The organism is Nocardia sp. NPDC003693 (genome assembly GCF_053981095.1).
In genome coordinates, this window is the sequence record NZ_JBSFNO010000001.1 from 433779 (window position 1) to 453483 (window position 19705).

The window sequence follows — 19705 nt, forward strand, 5'->3', positions numbered from 1 at the left end:
TGGGGGACCTTCAGTGTGCGCGCCGGGCGAACGCCTCGGCGTATTCCTTACGGGACTTGGTGGAGGTGTCGACGTCGGCGGCCTTGGCGCGCAGCGCGCCGACGGTCGCCTGCTCCTTCGGGATGTGGGCGAAGGGGTCGAACCCGGTGAAGCGCAACGCGTTCTGCCAGGTGATCTTGTCGATGTCGGTGTCGTCCGCGCCGGCCGCCTGCAGTTCCTCGAGCACGAACTCCGGTGCGTTGGGCCAGATCGAATCCGAATGCGGGTAGTCGCACTCCCAGGCGATGTTCTCGATGCCGATCTCGTGCCGGAACTTCAGCGAGGTCCGGTCGGTGACGTAGCAGGCCAGCACGTGCTCGCGGAACACCTCGCTGGGCAGCTTGCCGCCGAAGTCACGGCGCAGCCAGCGCTGGTTGGTGTAGTGCCGATCCGAGCGATCCAGGAAGAAGGGAATCCACCCGACCCCGCCCTCGGACAGCGCCACCTTCAGCTTCGGGAACGTGCGAAAAGCCGGTCCCCACAGCAGATCCTGGGCCGCGACCAGCGAAATGCTCGGCGCCAGCACCATGAGATTGTCGATGGGCGCGTCCGGGGCCAGGCGCAGCACGCCGAAACCCTGTCCGATGTGCAGGTTCATGACCATGTCGTGATCGGACAGGGCCGCGAAAACCGGTGCCCAGTAGTCGATGTCGTGATAGCTCGGCAGCCCGTCGATGTGCGGCAGCTCGGGCATCGTCACCGAGAAACAGCCCTTGGCCGCGACCCGCTCGATCTCGGCCACCGCGAGCGCGGGATCCCAGGTCGGCAGGATCGCGATCGGAATGAACCGGCCGGGGTAGGCTCCCGCCCAGTCCTCGATGTGCCAGTCGTTGTACGCCGAGATCATCGCCACGGTGATCTCGTCCTGCCCGCCGCGACTCAGGTGACCCGCGCTGAAGCCGGCGAAGGTGGGGAAGCACATCGAGGCGAGGACGCCGTTGACGTCCATGTCGCGCACCCGGTCGTGCACGTCCCACACCGCGGGCCGCATCTCGGCATACCCCGCCGGATCGCGGCCCCACTCCTCGGGCGGCCAGGAGACCACGGCGTTGAGCCCCGCCACCCCGGTCGGGCGATCCCGGTAGATCCACCGGTCGACACCGTGCTCGTCGACGACGACCTTGGGTGCGAGATCGGCCCACTTCTTGGGTACGTGGCCGTCGAACATGTCGAGCGGTTCGACCACGTGGTCGTCGATGCTCACCAGGATCATGTCGTCGATGTTCACGGGTTTCCTCGCTGTTCCTGAGGGGCCGGACCCGGTCCGGCGCACTGGAGAGTATTGATCTCCAATCAAGAGAATCACACTCTCGTCTGGGTTGAAGATACACCGGGCGCGAAGCCGGGTCGACCGAACCCGCGCCCGGAGCAGTCAGTCGCCGGCGGGCAGCCGGTCCTTCATCACCTTCCCGGTGGCGTTCAGGGGCAACTCGGCCAGGAACCGCACCGAACGCGGAACCTTGTAGCCCGCCATGCGATCTCGGCTCCAGGCGATCAATTCCGCTTCCGACACAGGTTCTTTCGCGACCACGAATGCCATGCCGATCTGCCCCATCCGGTCGTCGGGCACCCCGACGACCGCCGCCTGGGCCACGGCGGGATGTTCGAGCAGGAAGCCCTCGATCTCGGCCGGATAGGCGTTGAAGCCGCCGACGATGAACATGTCCTTCTTGCGGCCGATGATGCGCAACCGGCCGCCGTCGTCCAGCTCGCCGAGATCGCCGGTGTGCAGCCAGCCGTCGGGGTCGACGGCCTCGGCGGTCGCGCGCGGATCATCGAGGTATCCGCGCATGACGCTGTACCCGCGCACCAGCACCTCGCCGTCCGCGGCGATCCGCACCTCGACCCCGTCGCATGGCCGCCCCACGGTGGTGGCGATCTGTTCGAAGGTGTCCCCGGGCCGGGACGCGGTCGCGGTGCCGGCCTCGGTCAGCCCGTATCCGGTCATGATGGTCTCGAACGGCAGTTCCTCGCGGATCCGCCGGATCAACTCCACCGGAATGTCCGCCGCACCGGTCACCGCGGCCCGCAACGAGGACAGATCGTGCGCGCCCCGGGCCTGCAGCAGCGAGTGATACAGGGTCGGCGGCCCGGGCAGCATGGTCACCCGCTCGCGCGCGACCAGCTCCAGCACCCGATCGACCTCGAACACCGGCACCGGCAGCATGGTCGCGCCGCGAATCAGCGAGGCGACGACACCGGCTTTGTAGCCGAAGGTGTGGAAGAAGGGATTCACCATCAGGTAGCGGTCGCCGGTCCGCAGATCCGCGAGCGCGCACCACTCCTCGTACAGCCGCAGCGTCTGACGATGATTCATCATGACGCCCTTGGGTTTTCCGGTGGTGCCGGAGGTGAACACGATGTCGGCGATCGCGTCGCCGTCCACCTCGCGCTCGAACGGCGTTCCGCCGGAGAGAAATCCGGACTTCAGGTCGATCACCGGCACCCCGGCGGGCGCGGAGTACTCCGCGCCCAGGAAACCCTGCTGCGCCAGCACCATCCGCGCGCCGCTGCGCGCGATCACATCGTGGGCCTCGGCGGCCTTGAACCGGGTGTTGACCGGAACCAGCACCCCGCCCGCGGTCACCAGCCCGCACGCGGCGATGATCCATTCGGCCGAGTTGGGAGCCCAGAGCGCGACCCGGTCGCCCGCCTCGACCCCGGCGCTCGCGAACGCCCCCGCGGCGCGGCGGACCCGGTCCGCGAGTTCGGTGAAGCTCAGCCGCAGCTCGCCGTCGACGATGGCCTCCGCGTCACCGAAACGTGTTGCCGCGGAGGCGACCAGCTGCGGCAGGGTCTCCCACTCGCTCATACCGACAGCAGCCGTGCGAGGTTGCCGCCCATGATCAGCTTCTGGTGCTCGAGCGGCATGTCCTTGATCTCGTTGACGTAGCGGGCGGGCTCGGCCAGGCCCTCCGGATGCGGGTAGTCCGAACCGAACAGCACCCGCTCCACGCCGATGAGGTCGGCCAGCGCGGCCAGATCCTCCTCCCAGAAGGGGCTCACGTGCACGCTGTTCTTGATCGCCGCCACCGGATCCTTGAATCCGAAGCCCTCCGGGGCCTTCTTGTAGACGTCGGCCAAGCCTTCGAGCAGCGGCGGGAGCCAGCTCGCGCCGTTCTCGATGACGGCGATCTTGAGCTCCGGGAACCGCAGCAGCGCACCGTGACACACCCAGGAGGCGACCGCGTCCTGAATGGGCCGCCACTCGTTGAGCATGCGGTAGGTGTTGGTCTGGAACGGCAGCATCTCGTCGCTGTTGCCCTCCCAGTCCGAGGAGTACTTGGCGTATCCGCTGTCCGAGGAGTGCATGGTGACCAGCACGTCCAGCTCCACGACCCGCTTCCAGAACGGATCGAACTCCGGCAGCGCGAACGAGCGCGAACCGCCCAAACCCGGAACCGGCGCGGGCCGCACCAGGATGGCCTTGGCGCCGCGCTCGACGCACCACTCGAGTTCCTCGATGGCCCGGTCCACGATCGGCAGGCTGACCACCGGCACGGTGTAGATCCGGTCCTTGTAGTTGAACGACCAGGTCTCGTGCAGCCACTGGTTGAGCGCGTGGATCACCGCGTGGATGAGCTCGGGGTTGTCGCTCATGCGCTCTTCGATGAGGCTCGCGAGCGTCGGGAACATCAGGGTGCGATGGATGTTCAGCTCGTCCATGAGCTCGAGCCGGGGCGCGGGCTCGCGGAACGCCGGGGTGGATTTGATCGCCGCGCCGAAGATCTCGCGCCGGCTCTTGCCCTCGGGATTGCCGTTCTTGAAGTACTCCTCCATCGCGCCGGGCCGCGCCACGACCTCGAAGGTGGGATTCGGGATGTACTCGCTGATCTGACCGCGCACCGCGATCTTGGTGCGGCCGTTGACCTCGACGTACTGAATGGCGTTGGCGTACTTCTCCGGGAGGTACTTGGTCAGTGCCTCCTTGGTCTCGTACAGGTGGTTGTCGGCGTCGAAGAGTTGGTACGGCAGCTCCTGCTTACCCATGAGATCCTCCTTGTCGAATTGTGAGAATGATATTCTCGCAACCGTGCGCGGACAACCCTGCCGAGCTGGGAGTCGGAATCGGGTGGGGCGGCGCGGGAGTCGCGCCGATCTGCCGGACAGGGGGATCGGCAACCCGCTGCTGCGAATGTCGTTTTTGTGTATGGTGAGATCGATCTCACAGAAAAAGAGAATCTCGTTTCCGTAGCGCGGGTGGGTACCTCGGCGCGTGGCGCGATTCCGTCAGGGAGGGAGCCCCGATGGCCGGGCAGTCCGCCGTTTCCAGCGATTTCGACTCCGAGGTGCCGGGCGCGCTTCCGCTCTCCGGCTGGCGGGCCAAGGCTCGTCGCCGTCCCATGCGATATCGGGTGGTCGTGGTCGCCCCCCGAGCGGCCGACGTGGTGCGCTACGCCGGTGGCTGGCTCTTCGATCACGCCTCGGCGGGCTGGGAGGTGAGCGTGCTGCTGTCGGACCTGGAAGATGTTCGCGCCCTGGAGATTCTGGGCGCGACCAGCATGGATCTGCTGCCCGCGCGGCCACCGGCCGAGCCGGAGATCTGGCCGGACGTCATCGCCGTGACGGTCGAGGCGTATCTGGCGGACGAGCGGGTGCGCGCCGGCGTGCTGTCCTGTCTCGAGCGCGGCAGGTCTCGCGTGTTGCTCTGGGGTGCGGAGGTGCCCGAGGAGCTGGCGGGCCGGATGCGCCCGAGCGAGCACCGGGTGAGCACGGCCGCCCGGGCGTTCAAATCCTGTGCGCTGCGGGCCGCCGGATGTCCGGGGGAGTCCCCGGCGGCGGCCGAAGCAATGCTGGTCGGTCACTGACCTCGCGTCTCCGGATCCGGGTGATGGCCCATGCCTATCGGAGAACGCTATTCTCGTGAGAGAAGATCACAATTATCATTAAGAGTGAATTCTCTAACCACGGCAGGAGCTGTCCAGGATGACTGACTTCGACACGGTCGACTACTTCACGGACCAGGCGCTGGTGCCGAATCCGCACCCGTACTACGACCACCTGCGCTCGAAGTGCCCGGTGACCGGGCTGCCGCACCACGGGGTCGTGGCGGTGACCGGATACGAGGAGACGGCCGAGGCCATGCGCAACGGGGACGCGCTGTCCTCGGTGATCGCGGTCGGCGGCCCGTTCCCGCCGCTGCCGTTCGACGTCGAAGGCGACGACCTGGGCGCGCTGATCGCCGAGCACCGGCACAAGATGCCCATGTACGAGCACATGGTCACCATGGATCCGCCGGACCACACCGCGGCTCGCTCCCTGCTCAACCGCCTGCTCACCCCGGCGCGGTTGAAGGAGAACGAGGAGTTCATGTGGCGGCTGGCCGACGCCCAGCTCGACGAGTTCGTCGCCGACGGCGCGTGCGACTTCCTGGCCGCGTACGCGAAACCCTTCTCGCTCCTGGTCGTTGCCGACGTGCTCGGCGTTCCCGAGGAGGACCACCAGCAGTTCCGGGTGGTGCTGGGCGCGGAGCGGCCCGGCGCGCGCGTCGGCGCGCTCGACGACGACATCGTCTCGAGCAACCCGCTCGAGTTCCTGGACGAGAAGTTCAGCGCGTACATCTCCGACCGCCGCGCGAACCCGCGTGACGACGTGCTGACCCAGCTCGCGCTGGCCAAGTACCCGGACGGGTCGACCCCCGAGGTCATCGACGTGGTGCGCTCGGCGACCTTCCTCTTCGCCGCCGGGCAGGAGACCACCGCCAAGCTGCTGACCTCCGCGCTCAAATTCCTCTGCGACACACCGGGTCTGCAGGAGGAGCTACGGGCCGACCGCAGCAAGATCCCGGTGTTCATCGAGGAGACCCTGCGCATGGAGGCTCCCGTGAAAAGCCTGTTCCGACTGGCCAAGCAGGCCACCCAGCTCGGTGAGACCGAGGTGCCGATCGGGACCACCATCATGCTGTGCCCGGGTGCGGCCAACCGCGATCCGCGCCGCTTCGAGGACCCGCACGATTTCCGCCTCGATCGCCCGAACTCCCGCGAGCACATGGCTTTCGGGCGCGGCGTACACACCTGCCCGGGCGGGCCGCTCGCGCGCGTCGAGGGCCGGGTGTCGATGGAGCGCATTCTCGATCGGATGCTCGACATCCGTATCGACGAGAACGAGCACGGCCCGATCGACGCGCGGCGCTACGACTACGAGCCCACCTACATCTTGCGCGGCCTGCAGAAGCTGCAGCTCGAATTCACCCCCAAGTCCTGAGTTCTTACTCGGGCATGCCGATTCGGCGAACCAACGAAGTGAGGTAGTGATGACCGGACGGGTCGAAGGAAAGGTCGCATTCATCACGGGTGCGGCCCGCGGTCAGGGCCGCGCGCACGCGGTGCGCCTGGCGCAGGAGGGCGCCGACATCATCGCGATCGACGTCTGCAAGCAGCTGGACAACGTGCCGTTCGCGATGTCCACCCCCGAGGATCTGGCCACGACCGCGGAACTGGTCAAGGGCCTGGGCCGCCGCGTGGTCACCGCCGAGGTGGACGTGCGCGACTACGACGCGATGAAGGCCGCGGTGGACGGCGGCGTCGAACAGCTCGGCCGCCTGGACATCGTCGTGGCCAACGCCGGCATCGGCAACGAGGGCGGTCTGCTGACCGACCTGAAGGAAGAGCTGTGGGACGACATGATCGGGGTCAACCTCGGCGGCGTCTGGAAGACGGTGAAAGCCGCTGTCCCGCACATCGTCTCGGGTGAGCGCGGCGGTTCGATCATTCTCACCAGCTCGGTCGGCGGCCTGAAGGCGTACCCGAACGTGGGCCACTATGTCGCCGCCAAGCACGGCGTGGTCGGCCTCATGCGCACGTTCGCCGTCGAGCTCGGCCACCACTCGATCCGCGTGAACTCGGTGCACCCCACCCACGTGAACACCCCCATGGTGATGAACGAGGGCACCTACAAACTGTTCCGCCCCGACCTCGAGTCCCCCGGCCCCGCCGACCTGGAGCCGATCTGCCGCATGTTCCACACCCTCCCCGTGCCGTGGATGGAGCCCGAGGACATCAGCAACGCCGTCCTGTTCCTGGCCTCCGACGAGGCCCGCTACATCACCGGCGTCCCCCTCCCGATCGACGCGGGCAGCATGCTGAAGTAGCTAGGCGCGCAACCCCTCTCGGCGTCAGCGGATGATCCGCTGACGCCGCGGTCGTTTGCTGGGAAGGCCCCGTTCACTGGATCGAGATGCGCACCCCCACCGGGCTTCCGGCCTCGTCGAGCTCGAGGTGGGCGGGGAAGAAGCCGTCGCCGATCGAGGTCATCGCGAACATGATCCGGGCGCCGGCCACCTCGATCGTCGCCGCCTCGTGGGCGTCACCGCGCACGCCGGCCATCACCTGCCAGTGGTGAGAGTGGGGGCGGAAGTCGAAGGCGAAGCGGCGCTGGGGTTCCCGGGCGCGGCGCTCCTCCAGGGCGACAGCTTTCTCGTAGGCCTCGCGGACCGGCAGATCGAGCCAGCCGTGGACCTCGTCGCCGGGGATGGCGACCCGGGTGGCGCCGAACTCCGTGGCGATCTCGTCCTCGTGCAAACCCCAGAAGACCACGTCCGCCAGGCCGTCGAGTGGGCGCCCGTGCTCCCAGGCGTTCAGCGCCTGCGCATCGGCGAAGGCGAAGCGCGCGTAGTCGACTGCCACGCTGTCGAGATAGCGCGTCGAGGCGATCGGGCGGTCGGCGAGAACGATGCGGATGTACTCCCAGCCCGTTTCGGCGGCGTACCGGGCGACCACCGGCAGCGGCCGGTCGGTGGGTACGCCGCCCACCGTGATGACCGGGACGCCGCTGATGATGAAGCCGGGGGCGCCCGCCTCGACCGCCCGGCGGACCCGCTCGCGATGCGGTACCCGGTTCTCGAACTCGGTGAGCGTGGCGTCCAAACCCGCACCGCGGATCGCTTCCTCGAAGCTCGCGCGGAACTCGCCGGTCGCGTGGGTCGGGATGTCGTACAGCGTGGTCCCCGCCTGGCGGTCGAAAGCGCGTGCGGCGGCGGCAGCGTCGGGACCGGTGATCCGGAAGTCCACCGCCTCGGGAAACCTGTCCGGTTGAACCTCGTCGGGCGACCGTTCGCCCGACCACAGCTCCAGATACCCGCCGTCGACCACGATCAACTCACCCGACGGACAGGTGATTTCCCCGAGTGCAACAAGATCAGTCACGATCGCGCAGCCTAGGTCCGCGGACCGACATTGTCTTCCCGTGAGCGCGAGCGGCGGACTACCGAGTCAGCTCGAGCGCGCCCGGCACGGCGGCGAAGGCGTCGCGCAGACCGTCGAGTAGTCCGGTGCGCCCGCCGGCCCCATCGGCGGCGACCCAGGCGCGGCCCGCGGTGCTCCAGGCGGTGGTGGTCATCTCCGCGAGAATGCGCGGGCGCAGGTCGCCGTCGGGGAGGGCGAGCTCATCCGACAGGTGCTGGGCCACTTGGGTTTCCACGCGTGACCGCGAGTACTCGATGTGGCCGAGCAGACTCGGTGCGGTGAGCACCAGGCGGCGGGTGGCGATGTAGCGCTCGTCCCAGTCGTCGGGGAGCGCGGCGGCCGCGCCGGCGAGGGTGTCGCGCAGCGCGTCGAGGATCGGCCCGGTCAGCGTGTGCTCGGCCAGGGCGTCGAGATAGCCCGTCCACAACTCGGTTTCGGCCTCGATCGCCACGGCCTCCTTGGTGGGGAAGGCCCGGAAGAACGTGCTGCGTGAGACCTCCGCCGCGTCGACCAGTTCCTCCACGGTGGTGGCGGCGAAGCCCTTTTCCGTGAACAGCCGCAGGGCCACGTCCGCGAGTGCGCGGCGGGTGCGTATCCGTTTGCGTTCACGCAGCGGCAGTGCGCGGTCGTCTCGAGGCATGCCGAGATCCTACCCCCAACCGAGCCTCAGGCACGAAAGAAACTCAGTTGCAATTGACACTTGCGCATTTCTGGAACTGAGTGTCAGAATCTAACTCGTCACCGAGCAACACGAACGAGGAGATCGCAATGACCGCCACCACCCAGCTCACCCTGAACCCCGCGATCGTCGGCCAGGCCGAGAAGCACCACGCCACGATCCTGAACCGCGCGCTGGCCGGCACCACCCTCGACGAGCATCAGTGGATCGTCCTCAACCAGGCCCTGGCCGCCGGCGAACCGGTCGAGCCGACCGCGTACATCGCCCGGATCGCCCGGATGACCCAGTGGAATCCCACCGACGTCGAGACCGCCCTCGACGCGCTGATCGGCAGCGGCCTGCTCGCGACCACCCCGGGAGGCTCGGTCGAACCCACCGCCGCCGGCACCGCCCTCGCGGGCAGGATCCGCGCCGAATCCGGCGCGATCGTGTCGGCCGCGTACGGCTCCGTCTCTCCCGAAGACCTGGCGATCGCGGCCCGCGTGCTGGCCACCGTCACCGCCCGCATGGCCGAGGAACTGGCCCGCGCCTGACCGCCGGACCACCACAGAAGGAGGACTCCAGCATGTCCAGCAGAACTGTCACGGCGGGCATCGCGGCCACGGCCATCGGTGCGGCGTTGCTACTCACCGGGTGCACCGGAACGACCGTCGCCGCAGACCCTTCCGGCAGCACCGTCGTGGCCGCGAGTACGCCCGCGGCGGATCCCGCCGCCGTCACCCTCAGCCCCTCGATCGTCGGCCAGGCCGAGAAGCATCACGGAGCCGTCCTGGCCCGCGCGCTGGCCGGAACCACCCTCGACGAGCATCAGTGGATCGTCCTCAACCAGGCCCTGGCGGCCGGTGGGCCGGTCGAGCGCACCGCCCACATCGCCCGAATCGCCGGTATGACGCAGTGGAATACGGCCGACATCGACACCGCCGTGAACGCGCTGCTCGACGGGGGATTGCTGAGTGCCGACCCCGGCGGGCAGTTGGAAACCACGGCGGCGGGCCGGGCCGTCGCGGACCGGGTGCGCGCCGACTCCGGCGCGATCGTGCAGGCCGCCTACGGCACGGTCACCCCGGAGGAACTGGCCACGACCGCCCGCGTCCTGACGGCCATCACCGCCCGCATGGCCGAGGAACTGGCCCGCTGAGCCGGGTGCGCCCGGTCGCCGATCAGCCTGCGGCGCCGGGCATGTCACGCCGGGCTACCATGCCCGAGCCGCGGGAACGACCGGGACGGCCGCACGAGACGAGGATGAGCAATGCTGGAACGGTTGGAGCTGGAGGCATTCCTCACCCTTGCCGAAGAACTGCACTTCGGCCGGACCGCGCAACGCCTGCGGGTGACGACCAGCCGGATCAGCCAGCTCATCCGCAAGGTCGAACGGCAGGTCGGCGCGCCGCTCTTCGAACGCAACAGCCGAACGGTGGCCCTGACGGTCGTCGGCGAACAACTGCGCGACGAGTTGCGCCCCGCCTACGACCGGATCACCGCCGGACTCGCCGCGGTGAGCCTGGGCAACGCGGTGAAACCCGCTATCACCGCTGGATTCTCGGCACCCTGGTGCGGAAACGTGATGGTGCGGGCGGCGGATCGGCTCCGCGCCCGCTATCCGGGGAGCGTCGTGCGCGTGGAGGAGATCCATATCGGCGATCCGCTGGGCCGGATGCGTTCGGGCGCAGTCGATCTGCAGCTCACCGAGTTGCCGATCGCCGAAGCCGACATCACGACCGGGCCGGTCCTGTTCTCCGAGCCACGAGCGTTGATGGTGCCCGAGCGGCATCCGTTCGCCCGCCGGGACTCGGTGTCCCTGGAGGATCTGGCCGACGCCACCCTGATCACCGTCGCCGGCGACCTCATACCGCGCTACTGGATGGACCACTACTTCCCGCGCCGGACGCCGTCGGGACGCGCCGTGCCGCACGGATCGGCGACGGCCTGCTGGTCCGAGATGCTCGTGCATGTGAGCCAGGGGATGGGCGTCGGTCCCGTGGCGGCGCGCGCGGACCAGTTCTTTTCCTATCCGGGCCTGGTCTTCGTGCCGTTCCGCGACGCACCGCCGATCGACTACGGCCTGATGTGGCCGACCGGCGGCACGAATCCGCTACTGGCCCCGTTCGTCTCGATGATCGAGGAGGCGGCCCGTCAGCCGCTACCGGGCTCCCGGCCGCCAGAACACCGCGAGCAGACCGCCCGTCGCGACGACAGCGGCCCCGAGCGCGAGCCCGCCGCCCGCCCAGCCGGTGATCTCGCTGCCCACTGCGTGGTCGAGTGAGATTCGGCCCGGGCCGAGCAGGGCCAGCGCCAGCGCCGTAACCCCCAGGGCCAGAACGTATTCGTAGCCCTCCTTGAAGACGAAGAAGCCGTTGGCGCGATGCGCCAGCAGCCCGGCGACGAGCATGATCGAGATGGTGGCGGCGCAGGCCAGGGGCGTCAGCAGCCCCGCGATCAGCAGCACGCCCGCGCCGATCTCGGTGAGAACGCTGAGCCAGGCCTGCAGCACGCCCTTGCGCAGGCCGAGGCCGGTGAACCAGCGCGCGGTGCCGGCGATCTTGCCGCCGCCGATCCAGTGGTTGACGCCATGGGCGATCATGATCGCGCCCAGGACCAGGCGGATCAGCAGGGTGGCGGCGTCGATGGGGTGCATGGATCTTTCCTCCCGGGCCGAAAGGCCGCGAATCACTGTGGGGGACAGGGGTGGCCGGAGCGGCTCAACCGGATATGGCGGTCGCCCCGTCCGGAACCGGGTCGTGCGGCGCCGGGCCGGGGCGGGGGAAATGGCGGGCGGTCTGCTCGGCGAGGGCGGTGGCCCAGCGTTCGAGCAGGCGTTCACCGTCCTCGGCGGTGGCTCGGGTGGGATCGCCGAGGACGCCGTTGGCGCTGACCGCCGCGACGCCGTGCCGGCGCAGTTGATCGATGATCTCACCCAGCGGGCGGGTGTCGCCCGGTTCGAGTCGTTCCAGGGCAACCGATTCCGGGCGCAGGCGCAGCATCACCGAGGTCTCCGCGTGTCCGGCGTGACTGTCCCCGGGGTCGCCCGCCGGGGACCAGGTCAGCACGTCGCGACCCTCATAGCGGGCGATGCGGGCCGCCGCGTGCAGCGAATCGAGGTTGCCGCCGTGGCCGTTGACCAGGATGACGCCCGCGAATTCGTCCGCCGAGCGCACCAATTCGACCAGCAGCACCCGCAGCGCGTGCCTGCCGATGGACAGCGTGCCAGGGAAACCGGAATGCTCGCCACTGGACCCGAACGGGATGGCCGGTGCGACAACGACATCCGGAACGCGCGCGGCCAGCCGATGGCACAGCTCGACCGCGATGGCGGTGTCGGTGTCCAGCGGCAGGTGCGGGCCGTGCTGTTCGGTCGCGCCCACCGGGACGGCCAGCAGCAGGCGCGGGCGCGCGCCGACCTCGGGGGAGCGGTGCGCGACGAGTTCGGCGGGCCACGGGCCGGTCATCGGCGGACTCGATCGCTCGAGCGAACCAGGCGCGGGAGCAGCGGCCGCGTGGTCGGCGTGCGCGCGCATCCGGCCCAGACGCCGAGCCCGTACGCGAAGTCGTCGGCCAATCGCAGTGCGGGATCGGTGTTCTCGGCGACCGCTTCGAGGGCGGCGACCGCGCAGGCCAGCCGCAGCACGGTGCGCCCGCGCGGGCTCCACAGCAGCAGCGGCCACCAGATGCGGCGTATCGCGGCGGCCCACTGCCGCACGAGCGTGAGCTGCCCGGTCGCCACCAGTTCCGCCGCGACCGGAACAGGAACACCGCCCCGGAGCAGCACCCGCAGGGTCGTGGCGGCGGTGAACAGACTCGGCGCCAGGACCACGGCCGGGAAGCCGCACACCGCGATGGCCACCTGCGCCAGCGTGATCGGGGTCAGCACGGCGGGTGCGAGCAACTCCGGATGCCGGGTCGACAGCGGCCCGGCGGAAGTGCCGTAGTCGAAACGCTGGCGCAAGAACTCGCTCAGGCTCGCGCGCGGTTCGTGGTGCACCGTCGACTGCGGTTGGTAGCGCACCGTATGGCCCGCGGCCAGCAGCCGCCACACCAGATCGACGTCCTCGCCGAAGCGCAGGCGCTCATCGAACCCGCCGACCGCACGCAACGCGTCCACGCGCACGACCAGCGCCGCCGAAGGCACATAGCGCACATGCCCGTCGGGGCGGACGGTCGCCGGCCGCCCACCCATGTCCAGGGCGGATCGGCGCTCTTCGTAGCGCCCGATCGGGCCGGTGGGCAGGCTGCGCACGCGCGGTGCGACCGCCGCCACCGCGGGATCCTCGAACAGCGGAACGATGGTGTCGAGCCAATCGGGAGCCGGGATCGTATCGGAATCCAGGAACGCCACCAGTGCGGTGTCCACACCGCGCAGGCCGGTATTGCGCGCCGCCGCCGGGCCGCGGGGGATGCGATGGCGCACGGTGGCATCCGGCAGCGGCGGGAGCGACCCGTCGTCGACGATCACGCATCGTGAGTCGCCGACGGTGGTCGAGGTCAAACGCGCCAGCCCGGCGGCGTTGTCCCGCACCGGGATGACGATCGTCACCGCGTGCCGCGCGCGCCGATCCGGTTCCGGCGCCGGGTGCACGATTCCGGCGTCCAGCAGCCGCCGGGCCAGGGCACGGTGCGCCGGATCCCCGCCGACGCCGGACCCCGCGAGCCAATCATCCAGCACGCGTGCGCCGTTCGCGCCGAGGCGCAGCAGTCGCGTCGGCGAACCGCCGAGCAGTCCGCGCCCGTCGGCGAACCGCCGCCCGCGTGGATCCAGGAGCACTCTCACGGCAGGAACCCTCCGTCGGCGTGTACGACAGTGCCGGTGACACAGGCGGATTCGGGCGCGCACAGCCACGCCACCACCCCGGCGACCTCCTCGGGCTCGAGGATCCGGTCCAGCATCTGGTGCGCGGCGAACGCCTCGACCGAGTCCAGGTCGTAGAGCCGAGCCGATTCGGTGAGCAACGCGGTGCGCGTGCACCCGGGCGACACCGCGACCGCGGAGACGCCGGTGCCGCGCAGGTCGTGCGCGAGTCCGGCGATGAGCCCGACCACCGCGTGCTTGGCGGCGTTGTAGCCCGCCAGCCGCCACATTCCGTGGTGCCCGGCCGCCGAGGCCAGGGCGATGAAACGGCCTGCGCCCGTGGCAGTTCGGCGCAGCATGGCCGGAACGGCGGCCCGCGCCAGGTTAGCCACCCCGTGGACGCAGATGTCGAACATCGCGGTGTGGTCGCCGGCGTCCGTTTCCCACAGGGCCCGCCCGCCCCCGGTGATCACGCCCGCGGCGGCGACGGCGGCATCGACCCGCCCGAAGCGTTCCTCGGCCAGGCCGACCGCCGCCGCGAGCGCGTCGCGGTCGCGCACGTCGGCTACGACCGGCAACACCGATTCGTCGTATTCCGCGGCGAGCGAGTGCAATTGATCGATCGTGGCCAGCGGGTACGGCACGGCCGGGTCGTCGGCGCAGCGATCGATCGCGACGACGCCCCAGCCCCGCCCGGCCAGGGCGCGCACGGTCGCCGCCCCGATGCCGCGTGCGGCGCCGGTCACCACGGCGACGGGGGCGGTGTCCATCACAGGCCCCGGGTGAACCCGTCCGGCATGATCACATCGTCCCGGCCGAGGTCCGCGATGCTTGCGTGCCCGAGCCCGTAGAGCGTGGAATCGATGCCCTGGCGCAGGACTTCGAGTACGTTGTGGACCCCGCGTTCGCCCCCGGCGGCCATGCCCCACAGGTAGGGCCGCCCGATCATGACCGCCCGCGCGCCCAGCGCGAGCGCCTTGACCACGTCGCTGCCGCGCCGCACCCCGCCGTCGAGCAGGATTTCCACCTGGCCGCCCACGGTATCGACGATGCTCGGCAGCAGCCGGATGGACGCCGGGGTCGAATCGAGGTTGTTGCCACCGTGATTGGACACCGAGATGGCGGTGGCGCCGACATCCACGGCGCGCTTGGCGTCGTCGGGTCGTGAAATGCCCTTGATGAGGAAGGGCCCGTCCCACTGCTCGCGCAGCCAGGCCAGGTCGTCCCAGGTGGGCGGCGGGGTGCCCATCCATTCGCCGTACGCGCCGAAGAAGGTCGGGCCGGCTTCCCCGCGGGCCACCAGGTTCGGGGTGCTCAGGTCCGGGAGCGAGCCCGAGCGCGCGAAGCGCCATAGCCAGCCGGGCCGGGCCAGAACCTGGGGCGCGAACTTCACTGCTGTCTTGAAGTCCACCCGTTCGGGCAGGGCGGGGCTGCCCCAGTCGCGGGCGGTGGCGAAAATCCAGTCCAGGGTGACGATCACGCCCTTGGCCCCGGCCTCGCGGGCCCGGTCGAGCCGGGCGACCATGGCTTCGCGGCTCCCCAGCCAGTACACCTGGAAGAAGGTCTTGTCGTTGGCGGCCACGACCTCCTCGATCGGTTTGGACCCGAACGAGGACAGCCCGAGAGCGGTGCCCGACTGTGCCGCGCCGCGGGCGACGCCGATCTCACCGGCCGGATCGACCGCCTGCACCCCGGTGGGCGAGCAGATCACCGGCAGCGAAATCTCCTGTCCCAGTACGGTGGTGGACAGATCGCGGGTCGCGGGCAGGTCGGCGATGTGCGGGCGCATGCCGAGTTCGGCGAACGCGGCGGCGTTGTCGTCGAGGGTGACCCCCGCCTCGGACCCGGCCAGCAGGGCCAGATACACGGCCTTCGGAACGCGCTTCTTGGCGCGGCGCTGGGCCTCGGCGACGGATTCGAACCAGTCGCTGGTGCTTGCCATCGTGTGGATATCCTTGTCTGGTAACGCGATTCAGCGCAGTCCGGCGAGCGGGCTGGTGTCGCAGGCGCGATCGGGCACGGTGGCCCGGGCGAGGGTGGGGATGCCGAGCGTCACGGCCGGGCGCCGCTTCCGCGAGTGGTCCTTGTCCGGGGTCGGCCGCTGCCCGGGCGTCGCGAGCCCGGATTCGGCGTTCCCGCGCACGCATTCGGGATCGGGACCGTCCAGCGGCAGGCCGGTGAAGAACTTGGCCGCCATGCAGCCGCCGCGGCAGGCGTCGAAGGCCGAGCATTGCGTGCACCCGCCGGCGGCCTGGGGTTCCCGCAGGCGGGTGAACAGGTCCGAACCCCGCCAGACGGTGTCGAAGCCGCCGGGATCGCGCACGTTCCCGGCCAGGAATTCATCGTGGATGGCGAACGGGCAGGCGTAGACATCGCCGACCGGATCGATCAGGCACACCACGCGGCCCGCGCCGCACAGGTTCAATCCCGGCAGCGCGGTATCGCCGAGGGCGTTGAGGTGGAAGAAGGAATCGCCGGTGAGTACCTGCTCGCCGTTGGCGACGAGCCAGTCGTAGATGGTCAGCTGCTGCTCGGCGGTCGGGTGCAGTTCCGGCCACACGTCCGCGCCGCGGCCGGACGGGCGCAGGCGAGTGATGCGCAGCTGCGCGCCGAAATGGTCGGCGATGGCTTTGAATTCGTCCAGCTGGCCGACATTGTGCCGGGTCATGACCACCGAGAGCTTGAAGCCGGTCTTGCCCGCGTCGGCCAGGTTCTGCATGGCGTTCCAGGCCGTGGCGAAGGACCCCGCGCCGCGCACCGCGTCGTTGACCTCGGCGGTCGCGCCGTCCAGGGATATCTGGACGTCGACGTAGTCGCTGGCGGCCAGCACGCGGGCGCGGTCGGCGGTCAGGCGAATGCCGTTGGTGGAGAACTTCACCCCGACGCCGTGGTCGACGGCGTAGTCGATCAGTTCCCAGAAGTCCGGGCGCACGGTGGGCTCGCCGCCGCCGATGTTGACGTAGAACACCTGCATGCGCTGCAGCTCGTCGATGACGGCCTTGCACTCGGCGGTGCTCAGTTCGCGCGGGTCCCGGCGGCCCGAGGACGAGAGGCAGTGGGTGCACGCCAGATTGCAGGCGTAGGTCAGCTCCCAGGTCAGGCAGATGGGGGAGTTGAGTCCGTGTTCGAAGTGGTCGACCAGTTTCATGGTTGCTCCCGGTTCGGGGCTCAGCCGCCGTGGCGCGGTGCGATGGTGCCGGAGGCGGCCAGTCCGGCCAGCGCGTCCAGATAGCGCGGGTGATCAGCCGCCGGAACCCCGGCGGCGACCAGGGTGGCGTGCACGTCGGGCTGGTGCTCGAGCAGGCCGACGACCTGCACCAGCAGTGGGGTTTTCAGGAAGGACAGCCTGCGGGTGGCGTAGTCGTAGACCAGCGCGCCGAAGGGCTCGGGTCGCAGCGAGACCGACTCGGCCAGGCGATGCGGCCGGGCCGGGTCGAAGCCCGCGAGGTCAGTAGACACCGCACATGCCGTCGATCGAGACCTCTTCCACGAGCAGGTCTTCTTCGACGAGCACGTCGTCGTCGGCAACGGGGGAACCGGCAGTGGTGGCAATCATGACTCTCCTAAGAAGAGAATGGCATTTCCAGTCACGGACAGCATAATGGCACCGGGTGCCGAAAAGGAAGACCGATGACCGTGAAATCAGCCGCCACGCAGCCGAGTTCGACCGGCCCCGGCCGGCGGCGCTCCACCACCGCCCTCGCGCTCGAGCGCGCGGCCTTCGAACTTTTCGACCAGCACGGCTTCGACGCCACCACGGTCGAGGACATCGCGCACGCCGCCGGCATCGGCCGGCGAACCTTCTTCCGCTACTTCGACTCCAAGAACGACGTGGTCTGGGGCGATTTCGACGCCCACCTGCGCACGATGCGCGAACGCTTCGCCGCCGTCGCCCCCGACGAGCCCCCGATGGACGCGCTGCGCACAGTCGTCGTGGAGTTCAACCGCTTCGATCCCGCCGAAATCCCCTGGCATCGAGATCGGATGCGCCTGATCCTGGGCGTGCCCGCCCTGCAGGCCCACGCGGCGCTGCGCTATCGCGCGTGGCGGGCGGTGGTCGCCGACTTCGCCGCCGAACGCCTCGGCGGTCCGGCGTCGGATCTGGTACCCCGAGCACTTGCCCATGCCGCCCTCGGCGTCGCGATCGCCGCCTACGAGCACTGGCTCGCCGACGAGAATCGGGAGCTGACAGCCATTCTCGATGAGGCGTTCCGCAATCTTGCCGCGGGCTTCCGTGTCGAGGTGCGCGGGTGACGGACCCGGGCCCCGCGCTGTTTCGGGAGTCGGAAGGCTATCGACCGCTGTCGAGTCGGCGCTGACCCTCCCGGTGGGCTTCCCAACGATCGCGCCACCGTTGTCCGGCAACGGCATTCAGCTGGTCGAAGACCTCACCGAGCCGGTCGGCGGCCACGGCGAGCGCGCACAGGCGCTCGGCGAGGCCGGGCGCCGGGTTGTCGTCGGCGTGGAGCGCCCGGGTCAGCAAGACGGTGAGCGCGGTCCGATCCGATGCGGACGGGTCGGCGGCGAGCAAGGTGTCGAGGGCGTCCGGGGTGATATCGAGCGTGGCGATCTCGAGCAGCGGGGCGAGTTCGACGGCGTCGGTCTCGGGGAGCAGGGCCACGAAGCGCCGCCGCAGGTCGGGCTCGGCGCGGGCGAGGGTGTCGAGCACCGCCCACCGGTCGAAGCCGGTTCGCTGCGGGCTCGTCGCGCCGGGGGCCGCCTGAAAACTCGGCTCGGTGTCGAGCATGATCGCCGCGAGCGCCAAATTGACGGCGCTGCGGTCGGATTCGGGGAAGGCACTCAGCTCGAAGTCGATCAGTTCCCACCACCGCCGGGCGAGAATCAGCGCTACCGGCACACCGGTCGGCGGCAACAGCGCGGACGCCCGCTCGAGGATCCGGTCGCCCGCGGCGGGTGCGGCGCCGAGCAGTTCGTCGCGCATCAACCGGCCGATGTAGCGCGTGAACTTCCCGTATCGGTGTCCCCTGGGATATCCGAAGTCGTGCGGTGCGTCCAGTCGTCCGCGCGCCTCGATCAACGTGGCGAGATCCAGCCCGTCGCAGATCTTTTCGGCCTCGGCCTGGCGTACCCGGTGTCGTAGCCATTCGATGGTCAGGTCCAGGAAGTCGCCGGGCGCGGGATCCGGCGGGCCCGCGGGCGCCGACGGGAACCAGGCGGTCTCGGTGAGCGGCAGCCATTCTCCCGCGTCGAAGAACTCCCCGCGGATGTCCCGGTAGCAGTACTCGCCCTCGGCCGGTTCCATCAGACCACCGTCGTAGCCGGAGCTGTCGAACCACACCGACCCCGCCCACGGCCCGTTGATCACCAGCCGGGCGATGATGTGGCTGCGCGTGGCGCCCAGATCGACGGTGCCGTCAGTCGCTTCGGCGCCCGCGGGCAGATCGAAGAACGCGTCCCGCGGGTCCTCGAACTGCCCGTAGAACTCCCCGGGCCCGCAGTCGAAGAAGTCCTCGCCCTCCTCGTCCTCCCACTCGCTGATCTGCTCGGGCCACCCCGCCCACGGCCGGTCCAGCACGAACGGCTCCCCGGACCGCTCCCCGGCCTGCTCTGCGAAAGGCGTAGGCCCGTAACCCATCAGCCCCTGCGCGGGTTCCCCGAACTCGAGCAGATACCGGCGATAGCCCTCGGGCAGTCGCCCGCCCAGCCGCTGTTCGAACTCGGCGACGACGTCCTCCTCGACCGGCGGCCAGCAGCTCCGCCACGCTCGGGAGTCGCTGGGCCGCAACGCGGCCCACCGATCCAGGAGTTCCCGGATCAGCCCGATCCGCTCGTCGATCCGCCCGCTCTCCAGCGGCCGCCGCCCAATGTCGGGCTCGACAGTCCTTCCTTCACCCACGGCGCGAATCTACTACCGCCGCAGGCGCACTCGCCCACCCGGCCATACTGGCGCTACTCGACGCGAGGTCGGGCAATCCGGGTGAGGCCTTCGACTGTGGACACTGAACCGAGCCGTGGCACGTCGTCGCCCAGCTGAATACGGGGTGGGCGACCGGACGCGGC

At 69.8% G+C, this 19705-nt stretch carries 20 protein-coding genes and 1 pseudogene; 7 read left to right on the forward strand and 14 right to left on the reverse strand.

All coding sequences use genetic code 11. The features are described from left to right. Positions 1-10: 10 nt before the first annotated feature. The 3 genes from ACWDOP_RS02290 to ACWDOP_RS02300 all read right to left on the reverse strand — a co-directional run bounded on the left by ACWDOP_RS02290 (position 11) and on the right by ACWDOP_RS02300 (position 4029). Entirely contained in the window at positions 11-1267 is a 1257-nt protein-coding gene (locus tag ACWDOP_RS02290; protein WP_454207888.1) for an amidohydrolase family protein, read from the reverse strand. Between the two features lie 144 nt (positions 1268-1411). Continuing rightward, positions 1412-2851, reverse strand: a complete 1440-nt coding sequence (locus ACWDOP_RS02295; RefSeq protein ID WP_456343523.1) for a FadD3 family acyl-CoA ligase — start codon at positions 2849-2851, stop codon at positions 1412-1414. Next, entirely contained in the window at positions 2848-4029 is a 1182-nt protein-coding gene (locus ACWDOP_RS02300; RefSeq protein ID WP_454207892.1) for an amidohydrolase family protein, read from the reverse strand. The genes ACWDOP_RS02295 and ACWDOP_RS02300 overlap by 4 nt, the downstream gene beginning before the upstream one ends. A gap of 257 nt (positions 4030-4286) precedes the next feature. Here ACWDOP_RS02300 and ACWDOP_RS02305 point away from each other — a divergent pair, with 257 nt between their 5' ends. The 3 genes from ACWDOP_RS02305 (at position 4287) to ACWDOP_RS02315 (ending at position 7129) form a co-directional block, all read left to right on the forward strand. Further along, positions 4287-4847 (forward strand): hypothetical protein, encoded by a 561-nt coding sequence (locus ACWDOP_RS02305; protein ID WP_456343524.1) that lies wholly within the window; start codon positions 4287-4289, stop codon positions 4845-4847. A 118-nt stretch (positions 4848-4965) separates the two neighbouring features. Next, positions 4966-6243 carry a cytochrome P450 gene (locus ACWDOP_RS02310; RefSeq protein WP_456343525.1) on the forward strand — a complete coding sequence of 426 codons (1278 nt, stop codon included), beginning with the start codon at positions 4966-4968 and terminating at the stop codon, positions 6241-6243. Positions 6244-6292: 49 nt separating this feature from the next. Continuing rightward, a complete protein-coding gene (locus ACWDOP_RS02315) occupies positions 6293-7129 on the forward strand; it encodes a mycofactocin-coupled SDR family oxidoreductase (RefSeq protein WP_454207897.1) in 837 nt (278 codons plus the stop codon). A gap of 73 nt (positions 7130-7202) precedes the next feature. Here ACWDOP_RS02315 and ACWDOP_RS02320 read toward each other — a convergent pair whose 3' ends face one another. Next, positions 7203-8183 carry a hypothetical protein gene (locus ACWDOP_RS02320; protein ID WP_456343526.1) on the reverse strand — a complete coding sequence of 327 codons (981 nt, stop codon included), beginning with the start codon at positions 8181-8183 and terminating at the stop codon, positions 7203-7205. A 58-nt stretch (positions 8184-8241) separates the two neighbouring features. Beyond that, the gene (locus ACWDOP_RS02325; protein ID WP_456343527.1) at positions 8242-8862 is read right to left on the reverse strand and encodes a TetR/AcrR family transcriptional regulator; all 621 of its coding nucleotides are present in this window, start codon (positions 8860-8862) and stop codon (positions 8242-8244) included. 128 nt (positions 8863-8990) lie between these two features. On the opposite strand from ACWDOP_RS02325, the gene ACWDOP_RS02330 reads away from it, so the two are divergent. The 3 genes and pseudogenes from ACWDOP_RS02330 to ACWDOP_RS02340 form a co-directional block, all read left to right on the forward strand. Then, positions 8991-9434 (forward strand): hypothetical protein, encoded by a 444-nt coding sequence (locus tag ACWDOP_RS02330; protein ID WP_456343528.1) that lies wholly within the window; start codon positions 8991-8993, stop codon positions 9432-9434. A 32-nt stretch (positions 9435-9466) separates the two neighbouring features. Then, positions 9467-10039, forward strand: coding sequence for a hypothetical protein (locus ACWDOP_RS02335; RefSeq protein WP_456343529.1), 573 nt, complete (start codon positions 9467-9469; stop codon positions 10037-10039). A gap of 111 nt (positions 10040-10150) precedes the next feature. Beyond that, positions 10151-11020: pseudogene (locus ACWDOP_RS02340) on the forward strand (LysR family transcriptional regulator); the annotation flags it as partial. A gap of 21 nt (positions 11021-11041) precedes the next feature. On the opposite strand, the gene ACWDOP_RS02345 reads toward ACWDOP_RS02340, so the two are convergent. The 8 genes from ACWDOP_RS02345 to mftA form a co-directional block, all read right to left on the reverse strand. Next, a complete protein-coding gene (locus ACWDOP_RS02345; RefSeq protein ID WP_456343530.1) occupies positions 11042-11536 on the reverse strand; it encodes a DoxX family protein in 495 nt (164 codons plus the stop codon). 64 nt (positions 11537-11600) lie between these two features. Next, positions 11601-12347 carry a mycofactocin biosynthesis peptidyl-dipeptidase MftE gene (gene mftE, locus ACWDOP_RS02350; protein ID WP_456343531.1) on the reverse strand — a complete coding sequence of 249 codons (747 nt, stop codon included), beginning with the start codon at positions 12345-12347 and terminating at the stop codon, positions 11601-11603. Further along, positions 12344-13666: a mycofactocin biosynthesis glycosyltransferase MftF gene (gene mftF / locus ACWDOP_RS02355; protein ID WP_456343532.1), complete on the reverse strand. Its 1323-nt coding sequence runs from the start codon at positions 13664-13666 to the stop codon at positions 12344-12346. Before mftF ends, mftE begins: the two co-directional genes overlap by 4 nt. Beyond that, positions 13663-14454, reverse strand: coding sequence for a mycofactocin-coupled SDR family oxidoreductase (locus ACWDOP_RS02360; protein WP_456343533.1), 792 nt, complete (start codon positions 14452-14454; stop codon positions 13663-13665). The genes mftF and ACWDOP_RS02360 overlap by 4 nt, the downstream gene beginning before the upstream one ends. After that, entirely contained in the window at positions 14454-15626 is a 1173-nt protein-coding gene (mftD, locus tag ACWDOP_RS02365; protein WP_456343534.1) for a pre-mycofactocin synthase MftD, read from the reverse strand. The genes ACWDOP_RS02360 and mftD overlap by 1 nt, the downstream gene beginning before the upstream one ends. A 30-nt stretch (positions 15627-15656) precedes the next feature. Next, positions 15657-16832 (reverse strand): mycofactocin radical SAM maturase, encoded by a 1176-nt coding sequence (mftC, locus tag ACWDOP_RS02370; RefSeq protein ID WP_456343535.1) that lies wholly within the window; start codon positions 16830-16832, stop codon positions 15657-15659. 20 nt (positions 16833-16852) lie between these two features. Continuing rightward, positions 16853-17143, reverse strand: coding sequence for a mycofactocin biosynthesis chaperone MftB (gene mftB, locus ACWDOP_RS02375; protein ID WP_456343536.1), 291 nt, complete (start codon positions 17141-17143; stop codon positions 16853-16855). Then, a complete protein-coding gene (gene mftA / locus ACWDOP_RS02380) occupies positions 17133-17240 on the reverse strand; it encodes a mycofactocin precursor MftA (RefSeq protein WP_456343537.1) in 108 nt (35 codons plus the stop codon). Before mftA ends, mftB begins: the two co-directional genes overlap by 11 nt. A 74-nt stretch (positions 17241-17314) precedes the next feature. On the opposite strand from mftA, the gene mftR reads away from it, so the two are divergent. Then, the gene (gene mftR, locus ACWDOP_RS02385; protein WP_456343538.1) at positions 17315-17938 is read left to right on the forward strand and encodes a mycofactocin system transcriptional regulator; all 624 of its coding nucleotides are present in this window, start codon (positions 17315-17317) and stop codon (positions 17936-17938) included. Positions 17939-17975: 37 nt separating this feature from the next. On the opposite strand, the gene ACWDOP_RS02390 is transcribed toward mftR, so the two are convergent. Continuing rightward, positions 17976-19541 carry an SMI1/KNR4 family protein gene (locus tag ACWDOP_RS02390; protein ID WP_456343539.1) on the reverse strand — a complete coding sequence of 522 codons (1566 nt, stop codon included), beginning with the start codon at positions 19539-19541 and terminating at the stop codon, positions 17976-17978. Positions 19542-19705: the final 164 nt, after the last annotated feature.

Coding starts and splice junctions, on each gene's coding strand:
- ACWDOP_RS02330 (WP_456343528.1), top strand. CDS start 8,991: ATGACCGCCACCACCCAGCTCACCCTGAACCCCGCGATCGTCGGCCAG.
- ACWDOP_RS02360 (WP_456343533.1), bottom strand. CDS start 14,454: ATGGACACCGCCCCCGTCGCCGTGGTGACCGGCGCCGCACGCGGCATC.
- ACWDOP_RS02300 (WP_454207892.1), bottom strand. CDS start 4,029: ATGGGTAAGCAGGAGCTGCCGTACCAACTCTTCGACGCCGACAACCAC.
- mftR (WP_456343538.1), top strand. CDS start 17,315: ATGACCGTGAAATCAGCCGCCACGCAGCCGAGTTCGACCGGCCCCGGC.
- ACWDOP_RS02305 (WP_456343524.1), top strand. CDS start 4,287: ATGGCCGGGCAGTCCGCCGTTTCCAGCGATTTCGACTCCGAGGTGCCG.
- mftC (WP_456343535.1), bottom strand. CDS start 16,832: ATGAAACTGGTCGACCACTTCGAACACGGACTCAACTCCCCCATCTGC.
- mftE (WP_456343531.1), bottom strand. CDS start 12,347: ATGACCGGCCCGTGGCCCGCCGAACTCGTCGCGCACCGCTCCCCCGAG.
- ACWDOP_RS02310 (WP_456343525.1), top strand. CDS start 4,966: ATGACTGACTTCGACACGGTCGACTACTTCACGGACCAGGCGCTGGTG.
- ACWDOP_RS02315 (WP_454207897.1), top strand. CDS start 6,293: ATGACCGGACGGGTCGAAGGAAAGGTCGCATTCATCACGGGTGCGGCC.
- mftA (WP_456343537.1), bottom strand. CDS start 17,240: ATGATTGCCACCACTGCCGGTTCCCCCGTTGCCGACGACGACGTGCTC.
- ACWDOP_RS02335 (WP_456343529.1), top strand. CDS start 9,467: ATGTCCAGCAGAACTGTCACGGCGGGCATCGCGGCCACGGCCATCGGT.
- ACWDOP_RS02295 (WP_456343523.1), bottom strand. CDS start 2,851: ATGAGCGAGTGGGAGACCCTGCCGCAGCTGGTCGCCTCCGCGGCAACA.
- mftD (WP_456343534.1), bottom strand. CDS start 15,626: ATGGCAAGCACCAGCGACTGGTTCGAATCCGTCGCCGAGGCCCAGCGC.
- ACWDOP_RS02345 (WP_456343530.1), bottom strand. CDS start 11,536: ATGCACCCCATCGACGCCGCCACCCTGCTGATCCGCCTGGTCCTGGGC.
- ACWDOP_RS02325 (WP_456343527.1), bottom strand. CDS start 8,862: ATGCCTCGAGACGACCGCGCACTGCCGCTGCGTGAACGCAAACGGATA.